Source organism: Mesorhizobium intechi (genome assembly GCF_002879535.1).
Taxonomy (GTDB): domain Bacteria; phylum Pseudomonadota; class Alphaproteobacteria; order Rhizobiales; family Rhizobiaceae; genus Mesorhizobium; species Mesorhizobium intechi.
In genome coordinates, this window is sequence record NZ_PNOT02000357.1 from 1 (window position 1) to 23,717 (window position 23,717).

The 23,717-nt window shown below is 61.0% G+C and carries 21 protein-coding genes and 1 tRNA gene; 7 read left to right on the top strand and 15 right to left on the bottom strand.

Features of this window, described 5'->3' with window-relative positions:
- Positions 1-368: 368 nt before the first annotated feature.
- Together C1D09_RS30050 and C1D09_RS30055 are read left to right on the top strand one after the other, a co-directional pair.
- A complete protein-coding gene (locus C1D09_RS30050; protein WP_010915070.1) occupies positions 369-635 on the top strand; it encodes an SEL1-like repeat protein in 267 nt (88 codons plus the stop codon).
- A 424-nt stretch (positions 636-1,059) separates the two neighbouring features.
- Positions 1,060-2,181 carry a branched-chain amino acid ABC transporter substrate-binding protein gene (locus C1D09_RS30055; RefSeq protein ID WP_143977595.1) on the top strand — a complete coding sequence of 374 codons (1,122 nt, stop codon included), beginning with the start codon at positions 1,060-1,062 and terminating at the stop codon, positions 2,179-2,181.
- A gap of 95 nt (positions 2,182-2,276) precedes the next feature.
- On the opposite strand, the gene C1D09_RS30060 is transcribed toward C1D09_RS30055, so the two are convergent.
- The 7 genes from C1D09_RS30060 to C1D09_RS30090 all read right to left on the bottom strand — a co-directional run bounded on the left by C1D09_RS30060 (position 2,277) and on the right by C1D09_RS30090 (position 9,193).
- Positions 2,277-4,259, bottom strand: coding sequence for an acetyl/propionyl/methylcrotonyl-CoA carboxylase subunit alpha (locus C1D09_RS30060; RefSeq protein WP_143977596.1), 1,983 nt, complete (start codon positions 4,257-4,259; stop codon positions 2,277-2,279).
- Between the two features lie 46 nt (positions 4,260-4,305).
- Positions 4,306-4,581, bottom strand: a complete 276-nt coding sequence (locus tag C1D09_RS30065; protein WP_342780263.1) for a hypothetical protein — start codon at positions 4,579-4,581, stop codon at positions 4,306-4,308.
- A gap of 222 nt (positions 4,582-4,803) precedes the next feature.
- Complete coding sequence (locus tag C1D09_RS30070; RefSeq protein ID WP_143977598.1) at positions 4,804-5,334, bottom strand: O-acetyl-ADP-ribose deacetylase; 531 nt, start codon at positions 5,332-5,334, stop codon at positions 4,804-4,806.
- Position 5,335: 1 nt separating this feature from the next.
- Complete coding sequence (locus tag C1D09_RS30075; RefSeq protein WP_143977599.1) at positions 5,336-6,943, bottom strand: carboxyl transferase domain-containing protein; 1,608 nt, start codon at positions 6,941-6,943, stop codon at positions 5,336-5,338.
- Between the two features lie 2 nt (positions 6,944-6,945).
- Positions 6,946-8,109 (bottom strand): isovaleryl-CoA dehydrogenase, encoded by a 1,164-nt coding sequence (locus C1D09_RS30080; RefSeq protein ID WP_143977600.1) that lies wholly within the window; start codon positions 8,107-8,109, stop codon positions 6,946-6,948.
- Between the two features lie 72 nt (positions 8,110-8,181).
- Entirely contained in the window at positions 8,182-8,823 is a 642-nt protein-coding gene (locus C1D09_RS30085) for a TetR/AcrR family transcriptional regulator (RefSeq protein WP_143977601.1), read from the bottom strand.
- Positions 8,824-8,908: 85 nt separating this feature from the next.
- Positions 8,909-9,193, bottom strand: coding sequence for an acylphosphatase (locus tag C1D09_RS30090; RefSeq protein WP_143977602.1), 285 nt, complete (start codon positions 9,191-9,193; stop codon positions 8,909-8,911).
- A 181-nt stretch (positions 9,194-9,374) separates the two neighbouring features.
- On the opposite strand from C1D09_RS30090, the gene C1D09_RS30095 reads away from it, so the two are divergent.
- Positions 9,375-9,899, top strand: coding sequence for a MarR family winged helix-turn-helix transcriptional regulator (locus C1D09_RS30095; RefSeq protein ID WP_143977603.1), 525 nt, complete (start codon positions 9,375-9,377; stop codon positions 9,897-9,899).
- 1 nt (position 9,900) lies between these two features.
- Here the strand turns inward: C1D09_RS30095 and C1D09_RS30100 are convergent, their stop codons facing one another.
- Positions 9,901-11,013, bottom strand: a complete 1,113-nt coding sequence (locus tag C1D09_RS30100; protein ID WP_143977604.1) for a pyridoxal phosphate-dependent aminotransferase — start codon at positions 11,011-11,013, stop codon at positions 9,901-9,903.
- 121 nt (positions 11,014-11,134) lie between these two features.
- On the opposite strand from C1D09_RS30100, the gene C1D09_RS30105 reads away from it, so the two are divergent.
- Positions 11,135-12,787 carry a tetratricopeptide repeat-containing sulfotransferase family protein gene (locus C1D09_RS30105; RefSeq protein WP_143977605.1) on the top strand — a complete coding sequence of 551 codons (1,653 nt, stop codon included), beginning with the start codon at positions 11,135-11,137 and terminating at the stop codon, positions 12,785-12,787.
- On the opposite strand, the gene C1D09_RS30110 is transcribed toward C1D09_RS30105, so the two are convergent.
- On the bottom strand, positions 12,745-13,182 hold the full coding sequence (locus C1D09_RS30110; RefSeq protein WP_143977606.1) for a hypothetical protein: 438 nt from the start codon (positions 13,180-13,182) through the stop codon (positions 12,745-12,747). The genes C1D09_RS30105 and C1D09_RS30110 overlap by 43 nt on opposite strands.
- Positions 13,183-13,363: 181 nt before the next feature.
- Positions 13,364-14,533 (bottom strand): porin, encoded by a 1,170-nt coding sequence (locus C1D09_RS30115; protein WP_143977607.1) that lies wholly within the window; start codon positions 14,531-14,533, stop codon positions 13,364-13,366.
- A gap of 471 nt (positions 14,534-15,004) precedes the next feature.
- Here C1D09_RS30115 and C1D09_RS30120 point away from each other — a divergent pair.
- The 3 genes from C1D09_RS30120 (at position 15,005) to C1D09_RS30135 (ending at position 17,753) form a co-directional block, all read left to right on the top strand.
- A tRNA-Ser gene (locus tag C1D09_RS30120) sits at positions 15,005-15,095 on the top strand.
- Positions 15,096-15,358: 263 nt separating this feature from the next.
- Positions 15,359-16,444, top strand: a complete 1,086-nt coding sequence (locus C1D09_RS30130; RefSeq protein WP_143977608.1) for a porin — start codon at positions 15,359-15,361, stop codon at positions 16,442-16,444.
- A gap of 241 nt (positions 16,445-16,685) precedes the next feature.
- A complete protein-coding gene (locus C1D09_RS30135; protein WP_208760449.1) occupies positions 16,686-17,753 on the top strand; it encodes a tyrosine-type recombinase/integrase in 1,068 nt (355 codons plus the stop codon).
- Between the two features lie 321 nt (positions 17,754-18,074).
- On the opposite strand, the gene C1D09_RS30140 is transcribed toward C1D09_RS30135, so the two are convergent.
- From C1D09_RS30140 to C1D09_RS30160, 5 genes are all read right to left on the bottom strand, one after another.
- Entirely contained in the window at positions 18,075-18,992 is a 918-nt protein-coding gene (locus tag C1D09_RS30140) for an alpha/beta fold hydrolase (RefSeq protein WP_143977609.1), read from the bottom strand.
- On the bottom strand, positions 18,989-19,795 hold the full coding sequence (locus C1D09_RS30145) for a hypothetical protein (RefSeq protein WP_143977610.1): 807 nt from the start codon (positions 19,793-19,795) through the stop codon (positions 18,989-18,991). Before C1D09_RS30145 ends, C1D09_RS30140 begins: the two co-directional genes overlap by 4 nt.
- Before the next feature lie 7 nt (positions 19,796-19,802).
- Positions 19,803-20,891, bottom strand: a complete 1,089-nt coding sequence (locus C1D09_RS30150; RefSeq protein ID WP_143977611.1) for a fused MFS/spermidine synthase — start codon at positions 20,889-20,891, stop codon at positions 19,803-19,805.
- 47 nt (positions 20,892-20,938) lie between these two features.
- Positions 20,939-21,325, bottom strand: coding sequence for an adenosylmethionine decarboxylase (gene speD, locus C1D09_RS30155; protein ID WP_246135929.1), 387 nt, complete (start codon positions 21,323-21,325; stop codon positions 20,939-20,941).
- Positions 21,326-21,607: 282 nt separating this feature from the next.
- Positions 21,608-23,635 carry a lytic transglycosylase domain-containing protein gene (locus tag C1D09_RS30160; RefSeq protein WP_143977613.1) on the bottom strand — a complete coding sequence of 676 codons (2,028 nt, stop codon included), beginning with the start codon at positions 23,633-23,635 and terminating at the stop codon, positions 21,608-21,610.
- Positions 23,636-23,717 lie beyond the last annotated feature (82 nt).

The window sequence follows — 23,717 nt, forward strand, 5'->3', positions numbered from 1 at the left end:
ATCCAGCTCCCGGCAAAACAAAAGCGGTGCCGCAACGGAAGATCTTGGCATTTCAAAAGCCCCCTGAATTGGCGCCGTCGGCGAGGAAATGAAAACGACCGGCGCGTCCTGTTTGCTTCCCGTGGTTAGCGGAGTGTTGATCGAGGCTCGGAAAATTTTCGTCGAATTTGACGCAAATCGGCTGAATTGCTGACTTCGTATCCTTAACGAATTTCCATGTTTACCTATTGTTTTAGCTTTGTTTTCCTCAAATTAAGCACGCCATTTAACGGCGGATTCAAGCCTGATCGGCATTCTCGAAAGCATCGAAAGAGCGGCCCGGACAAGACGAACGGAGGCAGCTCTCGGGAGCCAGACAGGGGACTAAAATGGCACGTTTTGAAATGCTTGAAGCAGGTTTCGGCGCCATGGGGGCAACTGCCCAGGCCGACATTCTTTTCGAACTGGGCATGATGTATGCGACCGGTCGCGATTGCGAAACCGACGTCGTTGCCGCCCACAAATGGTTCAACATCGCCGCCATCAAGGGCTCAGCCCGCGCCGCGGAACTGCGCTCGGAACTGTCGGCCGCCATGTCGAAGGTCGAGATCGCCAAGGCGCTGCGCGAAGCCCGCGAATGGATGACCATGCACTGAATTTCCGACAGGCGGGGACGCTCCGGCCAAGACCGCTCCAAGACGGTCGCGCCAAAACAGGGACAAGGCTGCGCAGACAGCCAGGCCGCAGGCCATGAACGACAAGAATGCGGCAGCCGGACAGGCCCAAGCCGTGCGACGGGCCATGATCCCGAAAAGAATCCAGGTTTCGGATCACGGCAGGACGACAGGGAAGGCTACGTTGGGGTTCGCGGCGCGGGGGCGCTGGGGGAACAGCCCGATAGGCAAAAAGCCACGACCAGCCGGAACAAGGCTGGCGTGGCTTTTTGCGTGGGAGGCCTCGCAGGCCCAATCGAGTGGCGCCAATGCGCCTAGACAGGCCCAATGAAGGATGAAATTGTCCCGCCTCTCTGGAAGAAGCGCGGCCGGGGCGGCCGCGCGTGAGTGGAGGAGTTCCATTGCCATGAAAAAAATGAGTATTTTGAGCGCGGCCATTTTCGGCCTGATGATGAGTGCACCGGTGGCATTCGCCGACGACATCACCGTTTCGGTGGTCGGCCCGATGACCGGACAGCTCGCCACCATCGGCGATCAGTTCAAGCAGGGCGCACAGGCCGCCGCCGACGCCATCAACGCCGCGGGCGGCGTCAACGGCTCGAAGATCAAGCTCGACATCGAGGACGACCAGTGCGATCCCAAACAGGCCGTGTCGGTCGCCAACCGCATCGTCGCCAACGGCGTCAAATTCATCGACGGCCATGCCTGCTCGGGCTCGAGCATTCCCGCCTCGGCCGTCTATGCCGAGGCCGGCGCGCTGATGATGAGCCCGGCTTCCTCGAACCCGGTACTGACCGACGCGGCCGCCAAGGCCGGCTGGCCGACCATCATGCGCCTCTATACACGTGACGATGCACAGGGCGCCTTCATCGGCCCGTGGATCGCCAAGAAATATGCCGGCAAGAACGTCGTCATCCTGCACGACAAGAGCGCTTACGGTCAGGGCGTGGCTGATGCCGTCAGGGCGACCATGAACACCGGCGGCCTCAAGGAAGTCTACTATGACGCCATCAATCCCGGCGAGAAGGACTATTCGGCGCTCGTCACCAAGCTGAAGGATCTCAAGGCCGACGTCGTCTATTTCGGCGGCTACCATCCAGAAGCCGGCCTGATCCTGCGTCAGTCGGCCGAACAGAACCTGAAGTTCCAGCTCATCATGCCGGACTCCATCGCCTCGCCGGAATTCTGGCAGGTTGCCGGCCCGGCTGGCGAAGGCACCATGTTCGTCTTCCCGTCGGACCCGCAGGCAAAGCCGGAGGCCAAGGCCGCAGTCGAGAAGATCAAGGCCGGCGGCTTCGTGCCGGAAGGCTTCACGCTGTTCTCCTACGCCGTGGTCCAGGCTTTCGCCGAAGGCATCAAGCGTGCCGGCAGCGACGATCCGGCCAAGGTTGCCGAAGCGTTGAAGAACGGCACGCCGATCAGCACCGTTGTCGGCGACGTCACCTTCGACGAGAAGGGCGACCTCAAGAACGCCAGCTACGACATCAACCAGTGGCATGACGGCAAGTACGCGCCGATTGCGCAGTAATCTCGCGTAGTGACGTAATCCAAGGAAGACGTAATCCAAGGAAATGGCCGGGGCTTCGCCCCGGCCATTTTGTTTGCCGCGAGGCGTTCGGCTCATCAGCCCCCGGCAGCGGTCTGGACGCTCTGTTCCTCTACGAACCGCACCAGCACAGTCCCGTCGGTGACCTGCGCGCCTTCCGTGGCGATCTCGGCAACCACCCCGTCATGCGGGGCGGCGAGGGTGTGCTCCATCTTCATCGCCTCGAGAATAAGCAACGGTTGCCCCTTGATCACCGCATCGCCCTTCGCCACGCGCACCAGCTTGACCAGTCCGGGCATGGGCGCACGCAGGCTGCCGGAAGCGGCAGCGGCGTCATCGCTCCGCGCCAAGGGGTCCGGCGCCGCGAATGTGTAGCCGACGGCGCCTTCGAACACCGTGATGTGGCCAGGCCAGCGGGCAAGGCGGGGAGCGGCGCGAAAATCATGCGAATTGGCGCTGTCATAGGGCGCATCGAGTGCCACCTGGAAGCGTCCGTCCGGCCGTACCGAAACCTTTGCCGCTATGTCGGTCTCGCCGAACTTCAGCCGCGTGCGACGCGCCACGCCGTGGAAATGCGCGTAGCCGGAAAGCGACGACCACGGGTCGTTCGATGGCGGCAAGGCTGCCGCACCGGAGGCGGCAAGGGCTGCCGCCGAGATGATCTCACCGGTCGGCGGCGCGACCCCGGTCAGTACCGCCTGATGTCTGCCGATCAGGCCGGTGTCGACGTCACCAGCACAAAAGTCGGGATCGGCGGCCAGGGCGGCAAGGAAACCGGTGTTGACGGTGGAACCGGCGATTTCGGTCTGCGACAGCGCCGCGCCGAGCGCTTCCAGCGCTGCTTGCCTGTCCTTTGCATGAACCACCAGCTTGGCGATCATCGGATCGTAATAGGGGGAGATGGCATCGCCGGCCCGTACCCCGGTCTCGACGCGCATCGTGGCGCCCTCGCAGGCCGCCTCGGGGAACTTCAGATGATGCAGCGTGCCCGTTGCGGGCAGGAACCCCTTTGCGGCATCCTCGGCATAGATGCGCGCCTCCAGCGCATGACCGCCCAGCGCGATCTCGCTCTGCATCTTCGGCAGCTTTTCGCCGCTGGCAACCCGCAGCTGCCACTCGACCAGGTCGGTACCGGTGACCATTTCGGTGACGGGATGCTCGACCTGCAGGCGGGTGTTCATCTCCATGAACCAGAAGCGGTCGGGCTTGAGGCCTTGCGAGGCATCGACGATGAATTCGATGGTGCCCGCGCCTGAGTAGCCGATCGCCTTGGCAGCCTTCACGGCCGCTTCCGTCATCGCCTTGCGCAGGGCCGGCGTCATGCCGGGGGCAGGGGCTTCCTCGATCACCTTCTGATGGCGGCGCTGCGCCGAGCAGTCGCGTTCGTAGAGATGCACGACATTGCCGAAATTGTCGCCGAACACCTGCACTTCGATGTGTCGCGGCTTGTCGACATATTTCTCGACCAGAACGCGGTCGTCGCCGAAAGCAGCCTTTGCCTCGCGCCGGGCGCTGGAGAGTGCCTCGGAGAAATCATCGGGATGCTCGACGCGCCGCATGCCCTTGCCGCCGCCACCGGCGCGCGCCTTGATCAGCACCGGATAGCCGATCTCGCGTGCCTTGGAGGCAAGCAGCACGATCTCCTGCGCTTCGCCATGGTAGCCTGGAACGACGGGAACGCCGGCTATCTCCATCAGCCGCTTGGCGGCATCCTTCAGCCCCATGGCGCGTATCGAGGCGGCCGACGGGCCGATGAAGGTGAGTCCCGCCGCCACCACCTGGTCGACGAAATCAGGATTTTCCGACAGGAAGCCGTAACCGGGATGGATGGCTTGCGCCCCCGTCGAAAGCGCCGCCGCGACAATCCGGTCCCCGCGCAAGTAACTCTCGCCGACCGGCGAGGGGCCGATGTGAACGGCCTCGTCGGCCATCTCGACATGCAGGGATTTCGCGTCGGCATCTGAATAGACCGCGACGGTGTGCACGCCGAGCTTGAGGGCCGTGCGGATGAGGCGGCAAGCGATCTCGCCCCGATTGGCGATCAGGATCTTGGCGAACATGGAGCCTCCCGGGTTTGCCTCGGGCGGCACCAGTCTGGCCGCCGGGTTACTTCGATGCAGCGATCGCGCAGCCGCCGCTCGCGGTCTTGACCTTCCACCTGGCGAAGCCGCTCTGGCAGGCGCGCAACGCCGTTTCCTCCGCGGCCTTCTGCGAAGGTGCGTTCAGCTTCACGCTGCAGAAAATGTGGAGATCGACGACGCGCGAATAGAACGTCGTGGCGTAGGCTGAATGGCCGCTCGCCGCGATATAGGCGAGGTAGGACTTGTAGCAGGCTTCCTTCGGATCGAGTGACAAGGTCGGAGAAAACCGCTTGTCGCCCATCTTGCCCGCCAGCGATTCCGCCGAACCAACGCCATGTATTGCGAATATGAGAAAACTTGCAAGTATCGAAGCAAACGTTTTCCGGCAATATTTCAGTTTCATTTCCGCCTTGTCCCCATTGCACTGTGCAGGATGAGCGGTAGCGAATATTTTGTCTCGACGCCAGTTCACCAGCGAAGGTTCGATGCTGCCTATGCTGATGAATCGGCTGATCCATGCAGTTCAGCCTTTTCGCAGGGTAGCAACGGCCTGCCGGTATAGGTCCGCCGTTTCGTCGTCGAAGCAGCAGAAAATGATGGTTTCCGGCAATTTTCTATCTTCGACGATCATGCCGACCGTGCCGACAGCGATCGCGGTCGCCTCGACACTGGGGTAGCGGTAAACACCGGTCGAGATCGCGGGAAACGCCACCGAACGGCAGTCGTTGGCGGCTGCGAGATCCAGCGATCTGATATAGCAAGAGGCGAGCAGTTCGGCTTCGCCCTTGCCGCCGCCCTGCCAGACCGGCCCGACCGTGTGGATGATATGTCGAGCCGGCAGCTTGTAACCCTTGGTGATCTTGGCGTCGCCGACCCTGCATCCGTGCAGCATCCGGCATTCGAACTCGAGCTCACGACCCGCCGCGCGGTGGATGGCGCCATCGACTCCACCGCCGCCGAGAAGCGAGGTGTTGGCGGCATTGATGATGGCGTCGACATCCAGCTTCGTGATGTCGCCGGTGTGGATGCGGATCCTGTCCAGCACCTTGATCATCTCACATCCTGAACACGCCGAAGCGCGTGTCCTCGATCTCGGCGTTGAGCGTGGCCGAAAGGCTGAGCGCCAGCACCTCGCGCGTCTTCGCTGGATCGATGATGCCGTCGTCCCAGAGGCGGGCTGACGAGTAGAGCGGATGGCCCTCATGCTCGTATTTCATCAGGATCGGCTTCTTGAATTTCGCCTCCTCCTCGGCGCTCCATTCGCCGCCCTTGCGCTCGATGCCTTCGCGCTTGACCATGGCGAGCACGGTTGCCGCCTGTTCGCCGCCCATCACCGAGATGCGGGCGTTCGGCCACATCCACAGGAAGCGTGGGGAATATGCGCGGCCGCACATGCCGTAATTGCCGGCCCCGAACGAACCGCCGATGATGACGGTCACCTTCGGAACCCTGGCGGTTGCGACCGCCATCACCAGCTTGGCGCCATCCTTGGCAATGCCGCCGGCCTCGTATTTCCGGCCGACCATGAAGCCGGTGATGTTCTGCAGAAAGACCAACGGGATCCCGCGCTGGCAGCACAGCTCGATGAAATGCGCGCCCTTCAGCGCGCTTTCGGAAAACAGCACGCCATTGTTGGCGATGATGCCGACCGGCATGCCGTGGAGATGGGCAAAACCGGTGATCAGCGTCGTGCCGTAGTTCTGTTTGAACTCGTCGAACTCGGACCCGTCGACGAGGCGCGCGATCACCTCGCGCACATCGTAGGGCTGGCGCAAATCGGTCGGCACGACGCCATAGAGTTCATCCGCCGGATGAAGCGGCGGAATCGATTTCTGTAAGTTCAGGCTTACGCTCTTGTTCCGATTCAGGTTTTTGACGATGCGCCGGCAGATGGCAAGCGCATGTTCGTCGTCCATCGCATAATGATCGGCGACGCCGGAAAGCCGCGTATGCACATCCGCGCCCCCCAGATCCTCGGCGCTGACGTCCTCGCCGGTGGCCGCCTTCACCAGCGGCGGGCCGCCGAGAAAAATGGTCGCCTGGTTGCGCACCATGATCGTCTCGTCCGACATCGCCGGCACATAGGCGCCTCCGGCGGTGCAGGACCCCATGACGCAGGCGATCTGTGGGATGCCGGCAGCCGACATGTTGGCCTGGTTGTAGAAGATGCGGCCGAAATGCTCGCGGTCGGGAAACACCTCGTCCTGATTGGGCAGATTGGCGCCGCCGCTGTCGACCAGATAGATGCAGGGCAGGTTGTTCTGCAGCGCGATCTCCTGCGCCCGCAGGTGCTTTTTTACCGTCAATGGATAGTAGGTGCCGCCCTTCACCGTGGCATCGTTGACGACGACCATCACCTCGGTGCCCTCGACCCGGCCGACGCCGGCGATCATGCCGGCCGAGGAAATCTCCTCGCCATACATCGACCACGCCGCGAACTGGCCGATCTCGAGGAAGGGCGAACCAGTGTCGAGCAATTGCGCGAGGCGTTCGCGCGGCAGCAGCTTGCCACGGGAAATATGGCGCTCGCGCGCCTCCTCCGAGCCGCCCCGCTCGACGGTCGCGGCCTTTTCGGCGATGTCGGCGACCTGCGCGCGCATACGATCGGCATTGGCGCGAAAGGTGTCGGAGGAGGGCGATATCTGGGTTTGCAGGACGGCCATGCTCACGCCCCCTCCGCCATGATCTCGCGGCCGATGAGCCAGCGCCGGATTTCGCTGGTGCCGGCGCCGATCTCGTAGAGCTTGGCGTCGCGCAGCAGCCGGCCGGTCGGATAATCGTTGATGTAGCCGTTGCCGCCCAGCAGCTGGATGGCGTCCAACGCCATCTGCGTCGCCTTTTCGGCGGCGAACAAAACACAGCCGGCGGCGTCCTTGCGGGTGGTCCGGCCGCGGTCGCAGGCGGCCGCGACGGCGTAGACGTAGGCGCGTGCGGCGTTCATAACCGTGTACATGTCGGCCAGCTTGCCTTGCACGAGCTGGAACTCGCCGATCGGCTGGCCGAACTGCTTGCGCTCATGCACATAGGGGATCGCCACGTCGAGGCACGCCGCCATCAGGCCGATCGGGCCGCCGGCAAGCACGGTGCGTTCATAGTCGAGGCCCGACATCAGCACTTCGACGCCGCGTCCTTCCTCATGCAGCACATTGTCAAACGGCACCTCGACATTTTCAAACACCAGTTCGCCGGTGTTGGAGCCGCGCATGCCGAGCTTGTCGAGTTTCTGCGCCACGGAAAACCCTGCAAAAGCCTTTTCGACGATGAAGGCGGTGATGCCGCGCGATTTCCGCTCCGGATCGGTCTTGGCATAGACGACCAGCGTATCGGCGTCAGGGCCGTTGGTGATCCACATCTTGCTGCCGTTGAGCACGTAGCGGTCGTTGCGTTTTTCGGCGCGCAGCTTGAGCGAGACGACATCGGAGCCGGCGCCGGACTCAGACATCGCCAGCGCGCCGACGCGCTCGCCCGAACAGAGCGGCGGCAGGAACTTTTCCTTCTGCGCCGGCGTCGCCCAGCGGTTGATCTGGTTGACGCAGAGGTTGGAGTGCGCGCCGTAGGAAAGGCCGACCGAAGCCGAGGCGCGGGAAATTTCCTCCACCGCGATCACATGGGCGAGGTACCCCATGCCGCTGCCGCCGAAATCGGGATCGGCGGTGATTCCAAGCAGGCCGAGGTCGCCGAGCTCACGCCACAGATGCGCCGGAAATTCGTTCTGGCGGTCGATGTCGCCGGCGATCGGCGCGATCCTGTCCTGAGCGAAGCGGCGCACCATGTCGCGCAGTGCCTCGATGTCCTCGTCATGCCCGAAGCTGAGCGTGTTCGTGTACATGGCGTCCTCCTGCCGCGTGACCCCGAAAATCGACTTCGATTTTCGGACAGGATCATGCGCAATATTTAAGTGCTACAGCGTCCTTTGCAGGTCCAAAGGACGTGCGGCGCTGTAGGTATCCATCCTCGCGCCAACCAGGCGCATTGTCATTGAAAGATATGTCGCCGTCACTTCAGTGACCGACAGCCGCTCGCCTTGGCGAAACCAGACGATGACGCCGGTCATCATCTGGATCAGCGCCATGGCCGTCAGGCCGGTGTCCTCGATGCTGAAGATCGCGGCTTCGGCGCCTTCTCGCAGGATGGTGCGCAGTTCCTTTTCGTAGGCTGTGCGCAAGCGCAGGATCTGTGTCAGCCTGTCGGGCGAAAGGCTGCGCAGTTCCATGTTCGACACATGCGTGGCATGTCGGCGCTCGATGTGGAACGCGATGTGGTTGCGCACATAGGCCGCAAGTTGTTCCGCTGGATCCGCATCGATTGGCCTCGCGTGTTGCCAGGCCGCCCGAAGGCCCTCCATGTGCTCGCGCATCAGCGTGAACAGCAGGTCTTCCTTGGTTGGAAAATAGCGGTAGAGCGCGGCCGCCTGCACGCCAACCTCGGCCGCAAGCTGGCGCATCGACATCGCCTCGTAGCCGTAGCGTGCGATCAGGTTGACCGCCGCTTCGCGGACTGCCGCCTCGGTTCGCTCGCCGTCGGATCCTGTGGTGCGCGCCATGATCGCCTCGTTGAGTTGGCGATAATAAAACGAACGTTCAATTAATTCAAGGATGTCAGACCAGCTCCGGTTAACGCGCATACGCCTATGCGACGATCCTGAAGTCTCCGGGAGCGGTCCAGGTCTCGATCTCCTCCACATCTACCCGCGAGACTGAAGCGCCCACAGGACCTTGCCAAAGCCGCTCGATCATGGATGAAATCTCCGTTTCGGTGCCGGCGAGCCATGCCGTTACCGTGCCTTCTCTTTCGTTGCGCACCCAGCCCACCAGTCCAAGCCCTGCCGCTTCGCGTCTCGCCCAGATCCTGTAGCCGACGCCTTGCACCTTGCCGTGTATGCGGGCCTGCACAGCCCTTTTCCGATCGTTCATCGTGCGCTCCCTTGCATAGAGTCTGGCGCAGGAACGAGCGAAAGCAACTGGCGTGAAGGGGACTATCGAACAGGAGCCGCGGCTTGCTCGCAAGATGGATGCCTTGGTCCAATAAATAGTTGACTTGGTCAAGTTTTGCGCAATGATCCACCGATGTGGAATCTCAGGGAAGGCGCATGACATGCCAGCCGATCGCAGTGCCTTGGTCCGCGATCTCAGATGCTTCAACCGATTCTATACCGGCCTGATCGGCCTGCTCGACGAAACCTTGACGCACAGCGGCTTTACGCTGACCGAGGCGCGGGTGCTGTTCGAACTGGGAGGTCGAACTGGCCGTATTACCGCCACCCCTGGCCGCAAGGCAGGCTTTCTGGCACGGGCGTTTCAAATCGATTTCGGACCGGCAGCGTCCGACATTGCCGGGGAACTCCAACTGGATCCCGCCTATGTAACGAGAATCCTTCGAAAATTCTCTGCCGTCGGCTTGACCGAAATGCGCACCGACCCCGGGGCTCTGCGCGGTCGCATGCTTTCGCTCACCATTCGCGGCCAGGCCGCGCTCGCTGCGCTTCAGTCGGCCGCGGATCGCGATCTCACCCGCTTGACCGTGGACCTGGGCGACGAGGAAGCCGCCGAATTGTCGGATATATTGGCACGCGCCAGGCATCTGCTAGGCGGAGCGCCAGCATCCGAACGCCGCGGATAGCCTAGTTCCCCCGCGCTGCGGCCAGCGCGCCCGGCAGTTCCCAGGCAAAGACATCCAATTCGTGGTCGAGGCCGACGCTGACGCGAATGCAGCGGTCTAACCCTGGCGCCATCGGCTTGCGGATGAACACATCACGTGACAGCAGACCTTGCAGCACTTTCAGCGCGAAGGGGCCGTCATGGCCGCAGTCGATGGTGACGAAATTGGTCGCCGAGGCCAGCGGTTTCAACCCGTTCTGCTCGGCGATATCAGCGATGCGCCGGCGTCCGGCAGCTACCCGCGCCACCACCGTCTCGAGATAGGCCTGGTCGGCGAGCGCCTCGACGCCGGCGATCTGCGCCATGCGGCTGACGCCGTAGTGGTTGCGGATCTTCTCGAAGTCGCGGATCACCTCGGCCTCCGCAATCGCATAGCCGCAGCGTATCCCGGCAAGCCCATAAGCCTTTGAAAAGGTTCGCATGCGGATGACATTTGGTCGCGAGATATCGATCGCCGGCAGCGCCGAGGCCGGCCCCAGTTCGCCATAGGCCTCATCAAGCACCAGCATGGTGGTCTCCGGCAGCGCTTCGATGAAGCGGATTACCTCCTTCGCCTCCCACCAACTGCCCATCGGATTGTCCGGGTTGGACAGATAGACCAGCGGTGCCCTCTCCTTGACGACCGCCTCAAGCAAACCATCCAGGCTTTCGCGATCGTTCTCGTAGGGGACGGTGGCCAGCCGCCCGCCGACGCCTGCGATGTGGAAATTGAAGGTCGGATAGGCGCCGAGCGAGGTGACCACGGCATCGCCAGGCGCCACATACATGCGCGCCACCAGGCTGAGCAGGCCGTCTATGCCTTCGCCGACAACGACGTTCTCCACCGCCACGTCGTGATGCGCGGCAGCCGCGACCTTCAGCTCGTAATTGTCGGGATCGCAATACATCCACTGGTCGCGCGCGACGCGCTCCATGCGGGCGATGACGCGTGGCGATGGGCCAAAACTGCTCTCATTGGCGCCGATGCGGGCACGAAAAGCCCGCCCGCGCTCGCGCTCCTGCGCTTCCGGGCCGACAAACGGCACGGTCGAGGGGAGTGCTGCGATGATCGGCGAGAGGGCAGGGCGCTGACGCATGGCGGGAGCTCGCTTGGACAAAGGGACTTCTTGCTAGCGTGGCCACGCTGGCCGTGCAAGCACCCCGCGGTCTGCGGCCGTAACGCTGGATTCCGTCGTCTCTTTTTGCTAGCGAGGGACCATGAACAATCGTCTGCCGCCCGCCTGGTCCAAACACGTCAAGCCTGGCCCCATCCCAAAGCCAAATCTGTCGACGGCAAAGTCGCTTTCACCTGGGCAGGCCGATGAAGCGCTGCTGAAACAGGCCTATGCTCTCCAGCAGGCAAAGCGCCTCAACGAAGCGCAGGACCTGTGCCTTCGAGTTCTGTCGCGCACGCCAAATCACCCCCTCGCTCTCTACATACTGGGGACCATTTGCTTGGGGTATGAGGATGAGGCGGCTTTGCGATATTTCGCGCGAGCGGTCGATGCGGAACCCAAGAATCCCTATTATCATCTCGGTCTGGCCTCGGCATATGTGAAGGTAAGCGAGTATTCGCCTGCGATAAGGCACATGCAGTATGCCTTGGAGTTGCAGCCAGGCCTTATCGAGGCGCTTTGTGCGTTGGGGGATGCTTACGTCGATTTTGACAAGCCCGAGATGGCCTTGCCGTTGTACGAGAAGGCACTGAAGATCAACAAGGATCATCCAAAGGTGCGCATCGGATTGGCCCGTGCGCTCACCAGTGTCGGACGCATGGATGAAGCCGCCGCGTACCTCCATGAGGCAATCGACCGTCGCATCGCTGTGCCGACAGCCTATAACGATCTTGTGCAGACGCAAAAATTCACCGAAGAGCCAAGGGAACTCAAATCCATTCTTGGTGAACTCGAAAACCCCAAGCTGGATCGAGACGGCGCCGAGAAGCTCCATCTGGCGGCCGGCAAGGTGCTGAACGACCTCAAGCGCTATAAGGATGCGTTCGAGCATTTCAACAGTTCGAAAAAGGCCTCAGGCCGCAACTTCGACATCGGCCGATATCGTCTTTGGGTCGATTCGTTGATCGAGACCTTCACGCCGGAAATGCTGGCTGCCAGGACAGGCTTTGGGAATCCTTCCGAAGTTCCTGTGTTCGTGGTCGGCATGCCTCGCTCGGGAACGACGCTTACGGAACAGATTTGCGCAAGTCATCCCGATGTTCACGGCGCGGGCGAACTTATGAAGCTTAGGCGGGTCGCGAATGCGATCGGACTGAGAAAGTCGTCGGCAGAAGATTTGAGCCAGGCGATCGCGTCGATCACAAGAAACCTGTCCGGAACATTGGCCGAAGAGCATCTGACTTATCTGAGCGAGCGGGCACCTGCCGCACGACGGATCGTGGATAAGATGCCGCACAATTTTGAACTGATCGGTTTGATCGGCCTTCTTTTCCCCAACGCGCGCATCATTCATTGCCGTCGTGATGCTATCGACAATTGCGTCTCTTGCTTTGTCTTAAGGTTCGGCGAGGGGCACAGCTACAACAGCGATTTGAGGACGCTTGGCCTGTATTACCGCGAATATGACCGGCTGATGCAGCATTGGAACAAGGTGTTTCCAGGCTTGATCTTTGAAAATCGCTACGAGACTCTTGTCGACGATCAGGAAGCGCAGTCGCGCCGGCTTATAGACCATCTTGGTCTGCCCTGGGACGGCGCCTGCCTGCGCTTTTTCGACAGGGATGGTTCGGTCAACACGCCCAGCCGCTGGCAGGTGCGCCAGCCGATCTACAGATCTTCCGTCAAGCGCTGGAAGAATTATGAAACCGAGATTCAGCCGCTGATTGAAGCGCTGGGCGACCTCGCGGAAACCTGATCATACCTCGCAATTTGCACGCCGTGGTTGGTGTACATATGGCGTCGGCGACTTTCGTTGTCGACGCTGATAACCGAGGCGAAGGACTTTTGACCAACGCCGCCGAACAGTCGAATCTTATGGATTCGATTGGTTTTTTTGCTAGCCAAGGGTGATGGGCAATGGGCCCAAGTACCTGAAAATTTCGCCCGGACCGAATCCCGCGGCCGAAAATCGCCTCCGGCATCGATTTGCCGATGAAGCCCGAGCGCGTGCCGAAGAGGCGCGTCGTCGACCGCGAGCGCAGCAATAGCTGGCTCGCCTTCGGTTGTACGGAAGCGTTGTGTCAGCGTGTCATCCTGCACGAAAGCTCTCTGGGTGCCGTCGGCACTGACAGCGCTCTGGCCGCGCGACATGTGACGGAGCCGCCTATCGGCCAAATCATCAGACTAACTGTCAGAGGCGCGGCCTCGGCTCTTCGAGCCTGCCAACAAGAAGGCCTCGTCCTCGCGAAGGCATCGCGGCACTTTTCGATGAGTCCCATGAAAAAACCCGGCGGTTGCCCGCCGGGTTTCGATTTCGACAAGGCGAAATCTATTAGAACGAGCGCTGGAAGCGGAGGAKACCGCCGACGTTGCTCTTCTTGTCGGCGCCGAACCAGCCCTTGGCAAGGTCGTCGCTGCCGACGTTCTGGTAGTCGACTTCGGCCGTGACCGTGAAGCCGGGAACGACATCATACGCGATGTTGGCTGCGATGCCGAGGTTCTTCCAGTCGTCATACGACACCTGGGCGTTGAACGAGGTCTTCTCGTTGAACTTGTAGGTGCCACCGCCCCACACTGCCCAGTTGCCGCCCCACTGCTTGTACATGGCGCGGCCACCGGCGAACCCGGTCGTCGGAGAATCGCCAATGTTGTTATCGGCGCCGTAGCCGCCCATGATGAACAGCGACAGTTCATTCGAGACGTTCACGTCCAGGCGAACCTTGCCGGAGACTTCTTCGTAGTTGCTGTCATAAGCAACCACGCCGGTGATCGCGCCCCAGCCCTGCGTCCACTTCACACCGCCGACGACATGCGGAACGTAGCTGTCGATCGAGTAGGCGCCGTAGCCTTCTTCCAACGAGACCACTGCCGAGAAGCCGTTGCCGGCGTCGAAGTAGTACTGGATGACGTTGGTGTCGAAGCCGCCGTAAGGAACAATCGTATCCTGGATGACGTTGCCGGCGTAGCCGATGAACGTATCGAACGCCGATTCGTCCTTACCAACGCGCAGGCCGCCGAGCTGGATCCAGGCGAAGTTCAGCGAGGTGGTCTTGTTGTGGCCCTGCCAGTCGGTGCTGGCGGTCAACGGTCCAGCACCATCCGGATCGGTATAGTCGCCGGTGTTGTTGCCGAAGTTGAAGCGGGTCTCGGTGTAGGTCTTCAACGTGCCGAGCTCGGTTTCCTGGCCGGTCCAGGTCTTCAGCGCGAAGCGAGCCTGCTTGTAGTAGGTGTCGTGGCTGCCATCACCCATGTGGTCCAGAACGTTGTTGACGCCATCATTGGTGCCATGGTCGCCCACGCCGATGTCGTAACGGACGTAGCCGCCGATGCGCAGGCAGGTTTCGGTGCCGGGGATGTAGAAGTAGCCAGCGCCGTAGACGTCGCAGATCTTGACGTATTCAGCGGGTTCCGGCTCGGCGACGACGACGGCGTCGGCGGCGCGCGCACCGGAAACTGCGATCAGGGCCGCAGCGGAGCCGAGAAGAAGGCTCTTGATGTTCATTTTCTGACCTCCAGTCAAAAGTTAAAAAACGGGTCTGGGTATTCTTTGCTGAAGGACAGCGTTCCCTGCCCCATCCCCACTACCGAAAAAGATGCGCACCGCGCCGCTCCTTCGAAATCGACATTACCCATGAGACGGCCGCGTTCAACCACGATCGTACCGGCGAAAGGGCTGTTCGGCTGCTATCCCCCAGCGTTGTTGCACAAATGACACGATTTGGCCTCACTCAGAAAGCTCTCGTTAACCATCAGGCCCGCCGCATCTGCGTATTTCCAGCCGAATCCGGCACGCGGCTGACGGAATCAAGGCGAGGCGGCGAGTCACGTGCCAGGGATTTGCCGCAGAACCGCCGCAGCTGGGAAAGCCACGGTGCGGCACGCGGTTATTTTTCGACATAATGATTTCTTTTTCCGAGATAATGGCTGGGGCTTGTTGATTGTGCCGGCGCTTTTCTTTATCCAGCGGCGCAACGGAGAGGTGGCCGAGTGGTCGAAGGCGCTCCCCTGCTAAGGGAGTAGAGGTCAAAAGCTTCTCGTGGGTTCGAATCCCATCCTCTCCGCCACCCCCAAGCCTTGCGAGCTTCGAATCATCGATCAGGCCGTGTGACTTCGACCAAGGCTGATCCGCCGTTTGCCTTGATGGCGTGCATCGCCGTCGAAACCGAGGCCAACGCCCGGATCGGGCAAGGCTTTTGCGACAAGCGATTTTGGCGAACTGAGCCTCGTCGGCGGGTCGTGATGCTATCTATCTGAGATAGAACGAGAAACGGCCATTTGACCTGCTTTTTGTCGGCCTGCGTTTTCGATTCTGACTGGAGGTCAGAAAATGAACATCAAGAGCCTTCTTCTCGGCTCCGCTGCGGCCCTGATCGCAGTTTCCGGTGCGCGCGCCGCCGACGCCGTCGTCGTCGCCGAGCCGGAACCCGCTGAATACGTCAAGATCTGCGACGTCTACGGCGCTGGCTACTTCTACATCCCCGGCACCGAAACCTGCCTGCGCATCGGCGGCTATGTCCGTTACGACATCGGCGCCGGCAAAGTTAACGGCCTTACGGACGTCAACGATCGTTCGGATCCCGGTTCGCTCAACGACACTTTCTACAAGCACGCTCGCTTCGCGCTGAAGACCTGGACCGGCCAGGAAACCGAGCTCGGCACGTTGAAGACCTACACCGAAACCCGCTTCAACTGGGAAACCCAAGTTGACGCCGCAAACTATGCCGTGGCTGCCGGCAGGGGCGTCTCGCTGAACTTCGCTTGGATTCAGCTCGGCGGTTTCCGCGTTGGTAAGGACGAGTCGGCCTGGGTCACGTTCAGCGGTTACGCCGGCAACGTCATCGACGATTCGCTCGTTGGTTACGGCGGCGACTTCGACACCGGCGTGGTTCAGTACTACTTCGACGCCGGCAACGGCTTCTCGGCTGTGATCTCGCTCGAAGACGGCGCTGGTGTTAACACGGTCGACAGCTATGTTCCGCATGTCGTCGGCGGCGTGAAGTACACGCAGGGCTGGGGCTCGATCAGCGCGACCGGCGTCTATGACAGCGTGTGGGAAGAGTGGGGCGGCAAGGTCCGTTTGGACGTGAACGCCACCAACGAACTGTCGCTGTTCGCCATGGTCAACTATGGCTCGGAGAGCAACGTCATCCACAACTCCTTCAAGAACTGGGAAGGCAACTGGGCCATCTTCGGCGGCGGTACCTACAAGTTCAACGAGAAGACCTCGTTCAACGCGCAGGTCTCCTACGATGAAGGCAAGAGCCTCGGCGTAGCCGCGAACATTGCTTACGATATCGTGCCCGGCTTCACGATCATCGGCGAAGTTGACTATATCAACAAGGCCACCAGCGATTATCGCGCTGTCAGCAGCGACGGCTTCGGCGGTATCCTCCGCTTCCAGCGCTCGTTCTAAGGGCTGGTTCCTTACAGGTGAAATCCAGCCCGGGCGCACGAACGCCCGGGCTGTTTTGTTTCGTGACTGGGCTTTGGGCAAACAGAAGGAACAGGGGGAACGGTAGCTGATTGAAGTCTGCGGAACGGTTTCGTGGGATTCGCCGTCAGGTGGATGAAATCGTTTTGTCTGACAAAAACTCTTGAAAGGACGCTTCCAAGTAGGCTAGGTCTGACCTATCCACTCGGGGGTGTGGCTAATAATGACAAACGAAGCGATTCAAGAGGGATACCCCTCTGATCATTTTGCGGTGTTTTCTTCTCATAACTCCAAGATAAAGTACACGTTCGATAAGATAAGAGAAGTAAAGTCGCATAGGGTCGGAGATCTTTTTTCAGCATACCGCGATATATTGTGGGATGATGGGCGGCATAAATATAATGTCAGCTCGTTCATCGGCGAAATAGACGAGATCCTCCTCGGGGAGCGTTTCAGCGCCTTTGACCAGAGTACCCTTGATAACCTTATCGGCACCTTGCGCCAGCGCGGCAACAGCAACGCAACCATCAATCGAAAGATGGCTGCCCTCAGCAAACTGCTGCGCAAGGCTTACAAGATGGGGGATATCCACAGCCTGCCCGAGTTCCGCCGCCAGAAGGAGCGGGCGGGACGGATTCGCTTCCTCGAGAGGGACGAAGAGGCCAGGCTGTTCGCCGCCATCAGGAGCCGCAGCGAGGATGCCTACAGGCTTTCCGTCTTCCTGGTCGACAGCGGCTGCCGTCTTGGCGAGGCGCTCGGACTGATCTGGAACGATATACAGGAAAATCGCGTCTCCTTCTGGATCACCAAATCCGGCCGCAGCCGCACCATTCCGATGACGGAGCGGGTCAAGGAGGTAATCAAGCTGCCTCCGACCGAGGGCCGCCGGCCCAAAGGTCCGTTCACCAAGCTCACCCAGGCGCAATATCGTGCCATCTGGAACGACGCGAAGGCTGAAGTCGGTCTTGGCGCAGACGATCAGGTGGTCCCGCATATATTGCGCCATACCTGTGCCTCGCGTCTTGTCCAGGGCGGCATCGACATCAGGCGCGTGCAGATGTGGCTCGGCCATCAGACCTTGTCGATGACCATGCGCTACGCGCATCTGGCCACCAATGATCTCGACGGCTGTGTCACCGTGCTCGAGACGCCTCGGGGTTGCGGGGCGGCCAACGGCGTTGAAAGCTCCGCATTTTCGTCGCCGCTGACCACGCCTTCGGCCTCGAAGCCGGCGCGCAAATCGAAGAGCGAAGCGGTAAAGGCCCCCGGTAAAGGCTCCAAAGCAAACTAGCGCCGGGCCGGGTTTGCCAATTGGTCGCGTGGGTCGGCGCTGCCGCCCGCCTGCCTGCCTGCGTCCTCTCCCCGTATATAGATGGGGAGAGGGACGTTCTCGTCGCCATTGTCGCAATCGCCGGCGTTGCAGGATGGGTTGAGTAGTTGCAGCCGATTTCCTTCTCATCTCGGCATATAGGCCGAGCTCACCATTGATGATTCGCCAATTGTCAGCGATGCACGGGCCAGCCGTCTTCTCCTCGCCTCCGTACGGGGAGGTAAGGAGCGGTCCGCGAGCGGACGAAAGCCAATCGGTTATGAAGTCGGGACAATTGAACGTTCAAGGTCCCGAAGTGTCCCCTGGACGACTCTGCCGTTCTGCGTTGTCCAGAAACGCGCCAATCGAGTCGGGCAAGCTGCCGGTTTCGAGGAAAGGGGCATGTCCCTGGCCCTCGACGATGATCGTTTCCATCGTTGGATGGCGCTGACGCATCTGCTCCAGAGTTTCAGGCGACAAGAGCCTGGAATTGGCGCCACGGATGGCGAGCAGGGGAATGGCTGCCAACGCCTCGAACTGCGGCCACAGCGCCGGCAAAGGCTTTGACAGGTCAAGATTGGCGACCATCTCGACCAGTTTCGGATCAAAATCCGGCAACAGCCCTTGATCCGTCTCGCGGCAGAGCGCCTCCACCATCCGCGTCCAGTCGGCGTCGGTGAGTATGGGAAAATCCTTGCCGTGAACGCTGCGCTGGGCATCCACCGCCTCGGTGAAGGTTTTCGGCTTCGGTGCGCGTTCGAGATAGGACTGGATATGGGCGAGGCCGGCCGCCTCGATCACCGGCCCGATGTCGTTGAGAACAATGGCTTTCAGCACGGCCGGACGCAGCGCGCCGAGCACATGGATGATCAGCCCGCCGCGAGAGGTACCGATGAAAGCCGCCTCTTCGATGCCAAGCGCGGCCAGCCCGGCAAGGATGTCACTGGCCTCGACGCCGACATTGTAGTGGCTGACATCGGGATCGTAGGCCGACTGTCCGCGTCCGCGATAGTCGAAGGCAACCACTTGGCGCGGCACCGGGGATCGCGTCGAAAGATAAAGCGCCAGCTTATGAAAATCTCGCGCGTTGCGCGTCAGCCCAGGCAGGCAGATGACCGGCCAATGTCCGGACTTCGCTTCGCCGTAGACGCGGGCATGAAGTCCCAGCCCGTCTGGCGCCGCGTAGAAGAAGTCGGGAAATGTCGAGGGATTGCCAGTCATCTAGAAAAGAAATCGACCAGCAACACGGCCAGCTCCGCCAAAATTGCAAAAAGGATGGCTGTCTCGATCCATACTTCGACCAGATAGTTTCGATGTTCGATCAGTCTGTCATTGGCGAGCTCGTAGAGATCCTCACCGACCTCGATCGCGTCGTCAAGCACGCGGACGCGAGATATGAGGTCGGCCTGTAATGCAAGCTCACCAAAGAGCCTTCTTGTTGCCGCGGAGAGCTTGGATTCCGGGCGTTGCAAAGCGATGTCCATCCGAGCCACAAAAATGCGCGCGGTCTGAAACTGCCGGGTCATCTGGTTGACGCGACGCTGCTCGCGCAACGCGATACGCCGAACGTCGTGTGTGAGAGCGACGTCGTTTGTCATCGATTGCCACGTTGTCTCCAGACGCGACTCCTCGACCGACAGGGCGCCATAAACATGCGAAAAGACGGCCGCCGCCGCAAGACAGTCTTCGGCCGCCTGGATAGGTGCGAAGGCCAGACCTCGCCGACCTCGCCAGACAAGGCGTATATTTCGACCCGACACCTCCAGATAAGGTGCCGTTGTATCGTCCTGCAACACCCATGTCTCGAATTCCTTCTGGACGTCAAAAGGCGTCTCGATCCCGGGTAACAGATGGACGAATGTCAGGATCGTCCCCTTATCCGAGGGCGGCCGTACGCCGCTCAGTGGCTCCCGCATGAGTTCGAGTGAAGTGGGGTGTTGAAGCGTGAGCCAGACATTGCCTTCACCGGGCGTGGCCTGCCTGAGGCGCCAAATCGCGGGTTTGTACGCCTCCTGTGACGTCATATGGCGGTCAATCGGACAAGGCCGGCAAAAGCTGGCCGAATGGTTGTTCTTCCGCGATATCGGGAGGCTCGACAAAAGCTACATCGTCCTCGATGATTGGACCAGGCAGATCGAGCAGGAACCGGGTTTCCTTGCAGTGGCTGAAGCTGGCTTTGATGAAGTCCCCCGTGGCGTGGTCGAGCCATTCTGAGCCGAGGCGGGCCAAGATCGCCCTATCAAGCGCATCGGAACCGAAATCGTGAGGGGAGACGCTCTGCGAGGCGATCAAAAAACCCCAACTGCCGAGAAAAGATGGAACGCATGTTTTGTAGCTGTGCACTTCCGCGAAGACGGTTCGGAGCGTGCGCGAAAGAGCGCAATGGGCCTTGTAGTCCGCAAAGGAAAATTCGAGCCCTTGCACGACGAGGATACCGCCCGCACGCAGATGTCCGTGTGCAAGCTCGTAAAATTGTCGCGTATAGAGACGCTGCGCCGGCCCGTTTTCAAGCATGTCCACGACGTCGATGATGATGATATCGAACTTCGCGTCGGTCTCCTCGAGATAGCGCCGCCCGTCCATATAAAGCAACGTCGCCCGCGGGTCTTCGAAGGCGCCGCAATGCCAGGTTGGCAACTGGTCACGGCAGACCGCGACAACCTCCCGATCAATGTCGATCATCACAGCGCTGCCAACCGACCGGTGCGCCAGGACCTCTCTCAGGGTTGCTCCTTCTCCGCCGCCGACGATCAGAACGTCGCGCGGATTGTCGTGCATCAAAAGCGCCGGCTGTACGAGCATCTCGTGGTACAGGGCCTCGTCTTCGGCAGAGCTTTGAATTGCGCCATCCAGGAACAAAGCGCGTCCGAAATTGTAAGTGTCGGCAACTACAATATCCTGGAACTGCGTTCGTCCTGTATAGACGATGCTCTTTACGCGATAATTGTACTCATCAAAGGGATCGGCGTCTTCCCGAACGAAGATCCCGCCGGATCCAAGCGAACGCGGGTCTTCGGCTTCGACGTAGAAATGACCGGGGGGTAGAGGTGGCAAAGGATACGGCCGCAACGGTGCGTCGCCAGCTATTTGCTGAGGAGTGAAGTCTTGGCGGACCGGCATTCTATTCCTCAATCTGCGGGACCAGGGCCACGTTTGTAATGGCAAATTCAGTCTATGGCATCCAAACCGCGGGTCAGGTCCAGTACAGTCGCGCGCTTTGGACGGAAAGCCATTGACAAGGCAGGCAGACAAGCGAGGGGATTACAGACACCGCACATGAAGATGTCGAGCGCCGCATAGCATTCGACAGGCCAGGTATGGATGGAAATATGGCTCTCGGCCAGCATCGCAAATGCCGTGACACCGCCGGAGGGTGTGAACACATGGTGGTGCAGTGCGAGGAGTTGTGCTTTGGCGTCCTCGGCAGCCTGGCGCAGGACCTGCAGGACAAAAGCAGCGTTGTCGAGACTCGCGGCTTCGTGAAATTCAACGATAAGATGCCGCCCCGGTAAGCTCCCTGCCGCTTCCGGGCGGCTAGCTATATTCTCCGGCATCCGAAACGGCGGATCATACGCTCCTGAACGCCAGCAATGCACAGTATAATTATCCCGTCGCGGCACAGAAGCGACCGGCCCAGCCAACAGCATCTGTCCCACCCGCGTAAGCTGTTGCATTCAACAAACGACGATAGAACTTGGCCTATCTTTGTCAAGGATCGCCCGCCACCTATAAAACCGCGGTGCGATCGCGACGCGTCAGCTATGATCCCGCCTGCGTCGGCAAAAGATTGCGGTTAGGCCTGTGATCCCCATATTCGGCCTTTGGCAGTCTTTCGGTCAACTTCGCCCGTTCACGAGGTCGCCGACGATGTCGTATTTGCCTGAAATACGCATCTTGTAGACCTCGTAGTTCTCCATCACGCGCTGCACGTAACTTCTCGTTTCCGTGTAGGGAATTCGCTCGATCCAGTCCACCACCGCATCGATGTCCTTGCCACGCGGGTCGCCGTATTTCGCCACCCACTGGCTGGCCCGGTTGGGGCCGGCATTGTAGCCGGCGAAGGTCAACACGTAGGAGCCGTTAAAGCGATCGAGCTGCTCGCCGAGGAAGGCCGAGCCGAGCGTGGCGTTATAGCCGGCGTCGGTCGTCAGCCGCGCCTGCGAAAACTGCAATCCGGCCTTCTTCGCCAGTTGCTTGGCGGTTCCCGGCATCAGCTGCAGCAGCCCCCGCGCGCCGGCGCTGGATACGGCGCCGATGTTGAATTCACTCTCCTGGCGGGCAATCGCATAGGCCAGCGCCTTGCCCGAGCCGGAAATATTGGCCGAGTCAGGAATGACGCCGAGCGGATGCGACAGCGCGCCGACATCGATGCCGCGCGCGCCGGCGATCTTGCCGACCTTCAGCGCCATGAAATGGTTGCCCTGCTTCTCGGCAAGGACTGCAAGCAACGCCAGTTCGCCCGGGCTGGTCAATTGGCCGGCAAGGTCGCGATAGAGCGTTTCGGCATAGCGATCATAACCCGCCTCCTGCAGCCGCTTGATCGCACTGGCTGCCTCGCGGCCGGCAAAATTCTGCCGGTCGGCGGCACTGGCCGTGGGATAGACGATGTTGAGCGCCTGCCGGCCGACACGTTCTGCGGCAAGCTGCCCGTAAAAGGTCGTGCCGTAATTGGCAGCGCGGCCAAAATAGTCCTTGGCGTTGCCGGGACCGCCGACTTCCGCGGCACGGCCGAGCCAGTAATAGGCGCGCGACAGGGTCATCGGCCCCTGGGCAAGGTCGGCGATGCGCGAAAAATGCGTCGCGGCAAGCTTAGGGTCGTTCAGGCCGCGCAGCGCATACCAGCCGGCATGGAACTCGGCCTCGGCCGCATTGGCTGCACTTTCGGCGGCATGCATGGCGACAATCTTGTACGCCGTCTTCATGTCGCCCTGGTCGACCAGTTCGCGCGACAACACCCGCCGCTCGACCCACCAGGCATCCGGATCGACCAGTGCCTCGCGGTCTGTCGGCGCCTTCATCACGAATGCGGCGGCGCCGGCAAAATCCTGCTGCTTGCGCAGATACTCAGCCTGCGCGAAGAAATAGCCGGCAGATCGCTGGGATGCTGGGACGGCATTCAGCAGTTTCAACGCATTCTTGTCGCCTCTGTCGGCCGCGGCCCAGGCCTCGGCAAACTGCTGGGCGCCGGCAAGATCGGCAATGCGCAGCGCGGAATTGACCCGGTCGGCATAGAACATCCGGTCCATGCGAAAACGGTGGTCGGCGGCAGGGATCAGACTGCCGAATTCCTTGATCAGCGCCGTCTCGTCCTTGGCTTCCAGGATCGTGGTGCGCCAGAACGGCGACAGCACCGAGCGTGCCGCCTTGACATTGCCCGTCGCCACATAGGCGCGGGCGAGAACCATGACGCCCTCGAATGTTTGCGGCTGGCTGCCATCGAACGCCGCAATGACGATGTCGGGAGCGGGGTTTTCTCGATAGAGCGCCCGCTCGCTGTTCTTGCGCAAGGCAATGGTGCCCGGCCAGTTGGGCAGCATCTTGGCGGCGGCGGCGATGTCGCCGCTCGGAACCTTGTCGCCACCGTAAAGTGCCATCGCCCAGGCCAGTATATGCTGGTCGAGCGATTGAGCGGGAAGCGCATCGCGCACGCCGCGAGCGCCGGGAATATCACCGGCCGCCAGCGCGTCCAGCCCGCTCTTCAGCAGCAAGACGCTGGGCGAGGGGGTCTGCTGCGCGCTGTACTGCGGGCTCGGCATCGGGATCGCCGCGGTGACCCGCGCATCCACGCTGCCGCTGATCGCCACACCGGGCATCAGCGCGGCGATGGCGCCAAGCAGCGCCAAGAGGGGCCGACGGGTCGGCATGGTCTCGTGTCTTTCCTTATTCCGGCATTTTACCAGCAGGCGAAGCTTCCTCGAAGCCTAAACTTAGGTCGTGAAGGGCTCG

Bases quoted from the DNA above. Each gene is read 5' to 3' on its own strand.
- C1D09_RS30130 (WP_143977608.1), top strand. From the start codon at position 15,359: ATGAACATCAAGAGCCTTCTTCTCGGCTCCGCTGCGGCCCTGATCGCA.
- C1D09_RS30100 (WP_143977604.1), bottom strand. From the start codon at position 11,013: ATGCGTCAGCGCCCTGCCCTCTCGCCGATCATCGCAGCACTCCCCTCG.
- C1D09_RS30055 (WP_143977595.1), top strand. From the start codon at position 1,060: ATGAAAAAAATGAGTATTTTGAGCGCGGCCATTTTCGGCCTGATGATG.
- C1D09_RS30060 (WP_143977596.1), bottom strand. From the start codon at position 4,259: ATGTTCGCCAAGATCCTGATCGCCAATCGGGGCGAGATCGCTTGCCGC.
- C1D09_RS30160 (WP_143977613.1), bottom strand. From the start codon at position 23,635: ATGCCGACCCGTCGGCCCCTCTTGGCGCTGCTTGGCGCCATCGCCGCG.
- C1D09_RS30135 (WP_208760449.1), top strand. From the start codon at position 16,686: ATGACAAACGAAGCGATTCAAGAGGGATACCCCTCTGATCATTTTGCG.
- C1D09_RS30075 (WP_143977599.1), bottom strand. From the start codon at position 6,943: ATGGCCGTCCTGCAAACCCAGATATCGCCCTCCTCCGACACCTTTCGC.
- C1D09_RS30095 (WP_143977603.1), top strand. From the start codon at position 9,375: ATGCCAGCCGATCGCAGTGCCTTGGTCCGCGATCTCAGATGCTTCAAC.
- C1D09_RS30145 (WP_143977610.1), bottom strand. From the start codon at position 19,795: ATGACGTCACAGGAGGCGTACAAACCCGCGATTTGGCGCCTCAGGCAG.
- C1D09_RS30050 (WP_010915070.1), top strand. From the start codon at position 369: ATGGCACGTTTTGAAATGCTTGAAGCAGGTTTCGGCGCCATGGGGGCA.
- C1D09_RS30070 (WP_143977598.1), bottom strand. From the start codon at position 5,334: ATGATCAAGGTGCTGGACAGGATCCGCATCCACACCGGCGACATCACG.
- C1D09_RS30090 (WP_143977602.1), bottom strand. From the start codon at position 9,193: ATGAACGATCGGAAAAGGGCTGTGCAGGCCCGCATACACGGCAAGGTG.
- C1D09_RS30080 (WP_143977600.1), bottom strand. From the start codon at position 8,109: ATGTACACGAACACGCTCAGCTTCGGGCATGACGAGGACATCGAGGCA.
- C1D09_RS30105 (WP_143977605.1), top strand. From the start codon at position 11,135: ATGAACAATCGTCTGCCGCCCGCCTGGTCCAAACACGTCAAGCCTGGC.
- C1D09_RS30065 (WP_342780263.1), bottom strand. From the start codon at position 4,581: ATGGGCGACAAGCGGTTTTCTCCGACCTTGTCACTCGATCCGAAGGAA.
- C1D09_RS30150 (WP_143977611.1), bottom strand. From the start codon at position 20,891: ATGCCGGTCCGCCAAGACTTCACTCCTCAGCAAATAGCTGGCGACGCA.
- speD (WP_246135929.1), bottom strand. From the start codon at position 21,325: ATGCCGGAGAATATAGCTAGCCGCCCGGAAGCGGCAGGGAGCTTACCG.
- C1D09_RS30110 (WP_143977606.1), bottom strand. From the start codon at position 13,182: ATGTCGCGCGGCCAGAGCGCTGTCAGTGCCGACGGCACCCAGAGAGCT.
- C1D09_RS30140 (WP_143977609.1), bottom strand. From the start codon at position 18,992: ATGACTGGCAATCCCTCGACATTTCCCGACTTCTTCTACGCGGCGCCA.
- C1D09_RS30085 (WP_143977601.1), bottom strand. From the start codon at position 8,823: ATGGCGCGCACCACAGGATCCGACGGCGAGCGAACCGAGGCGGCAGTC.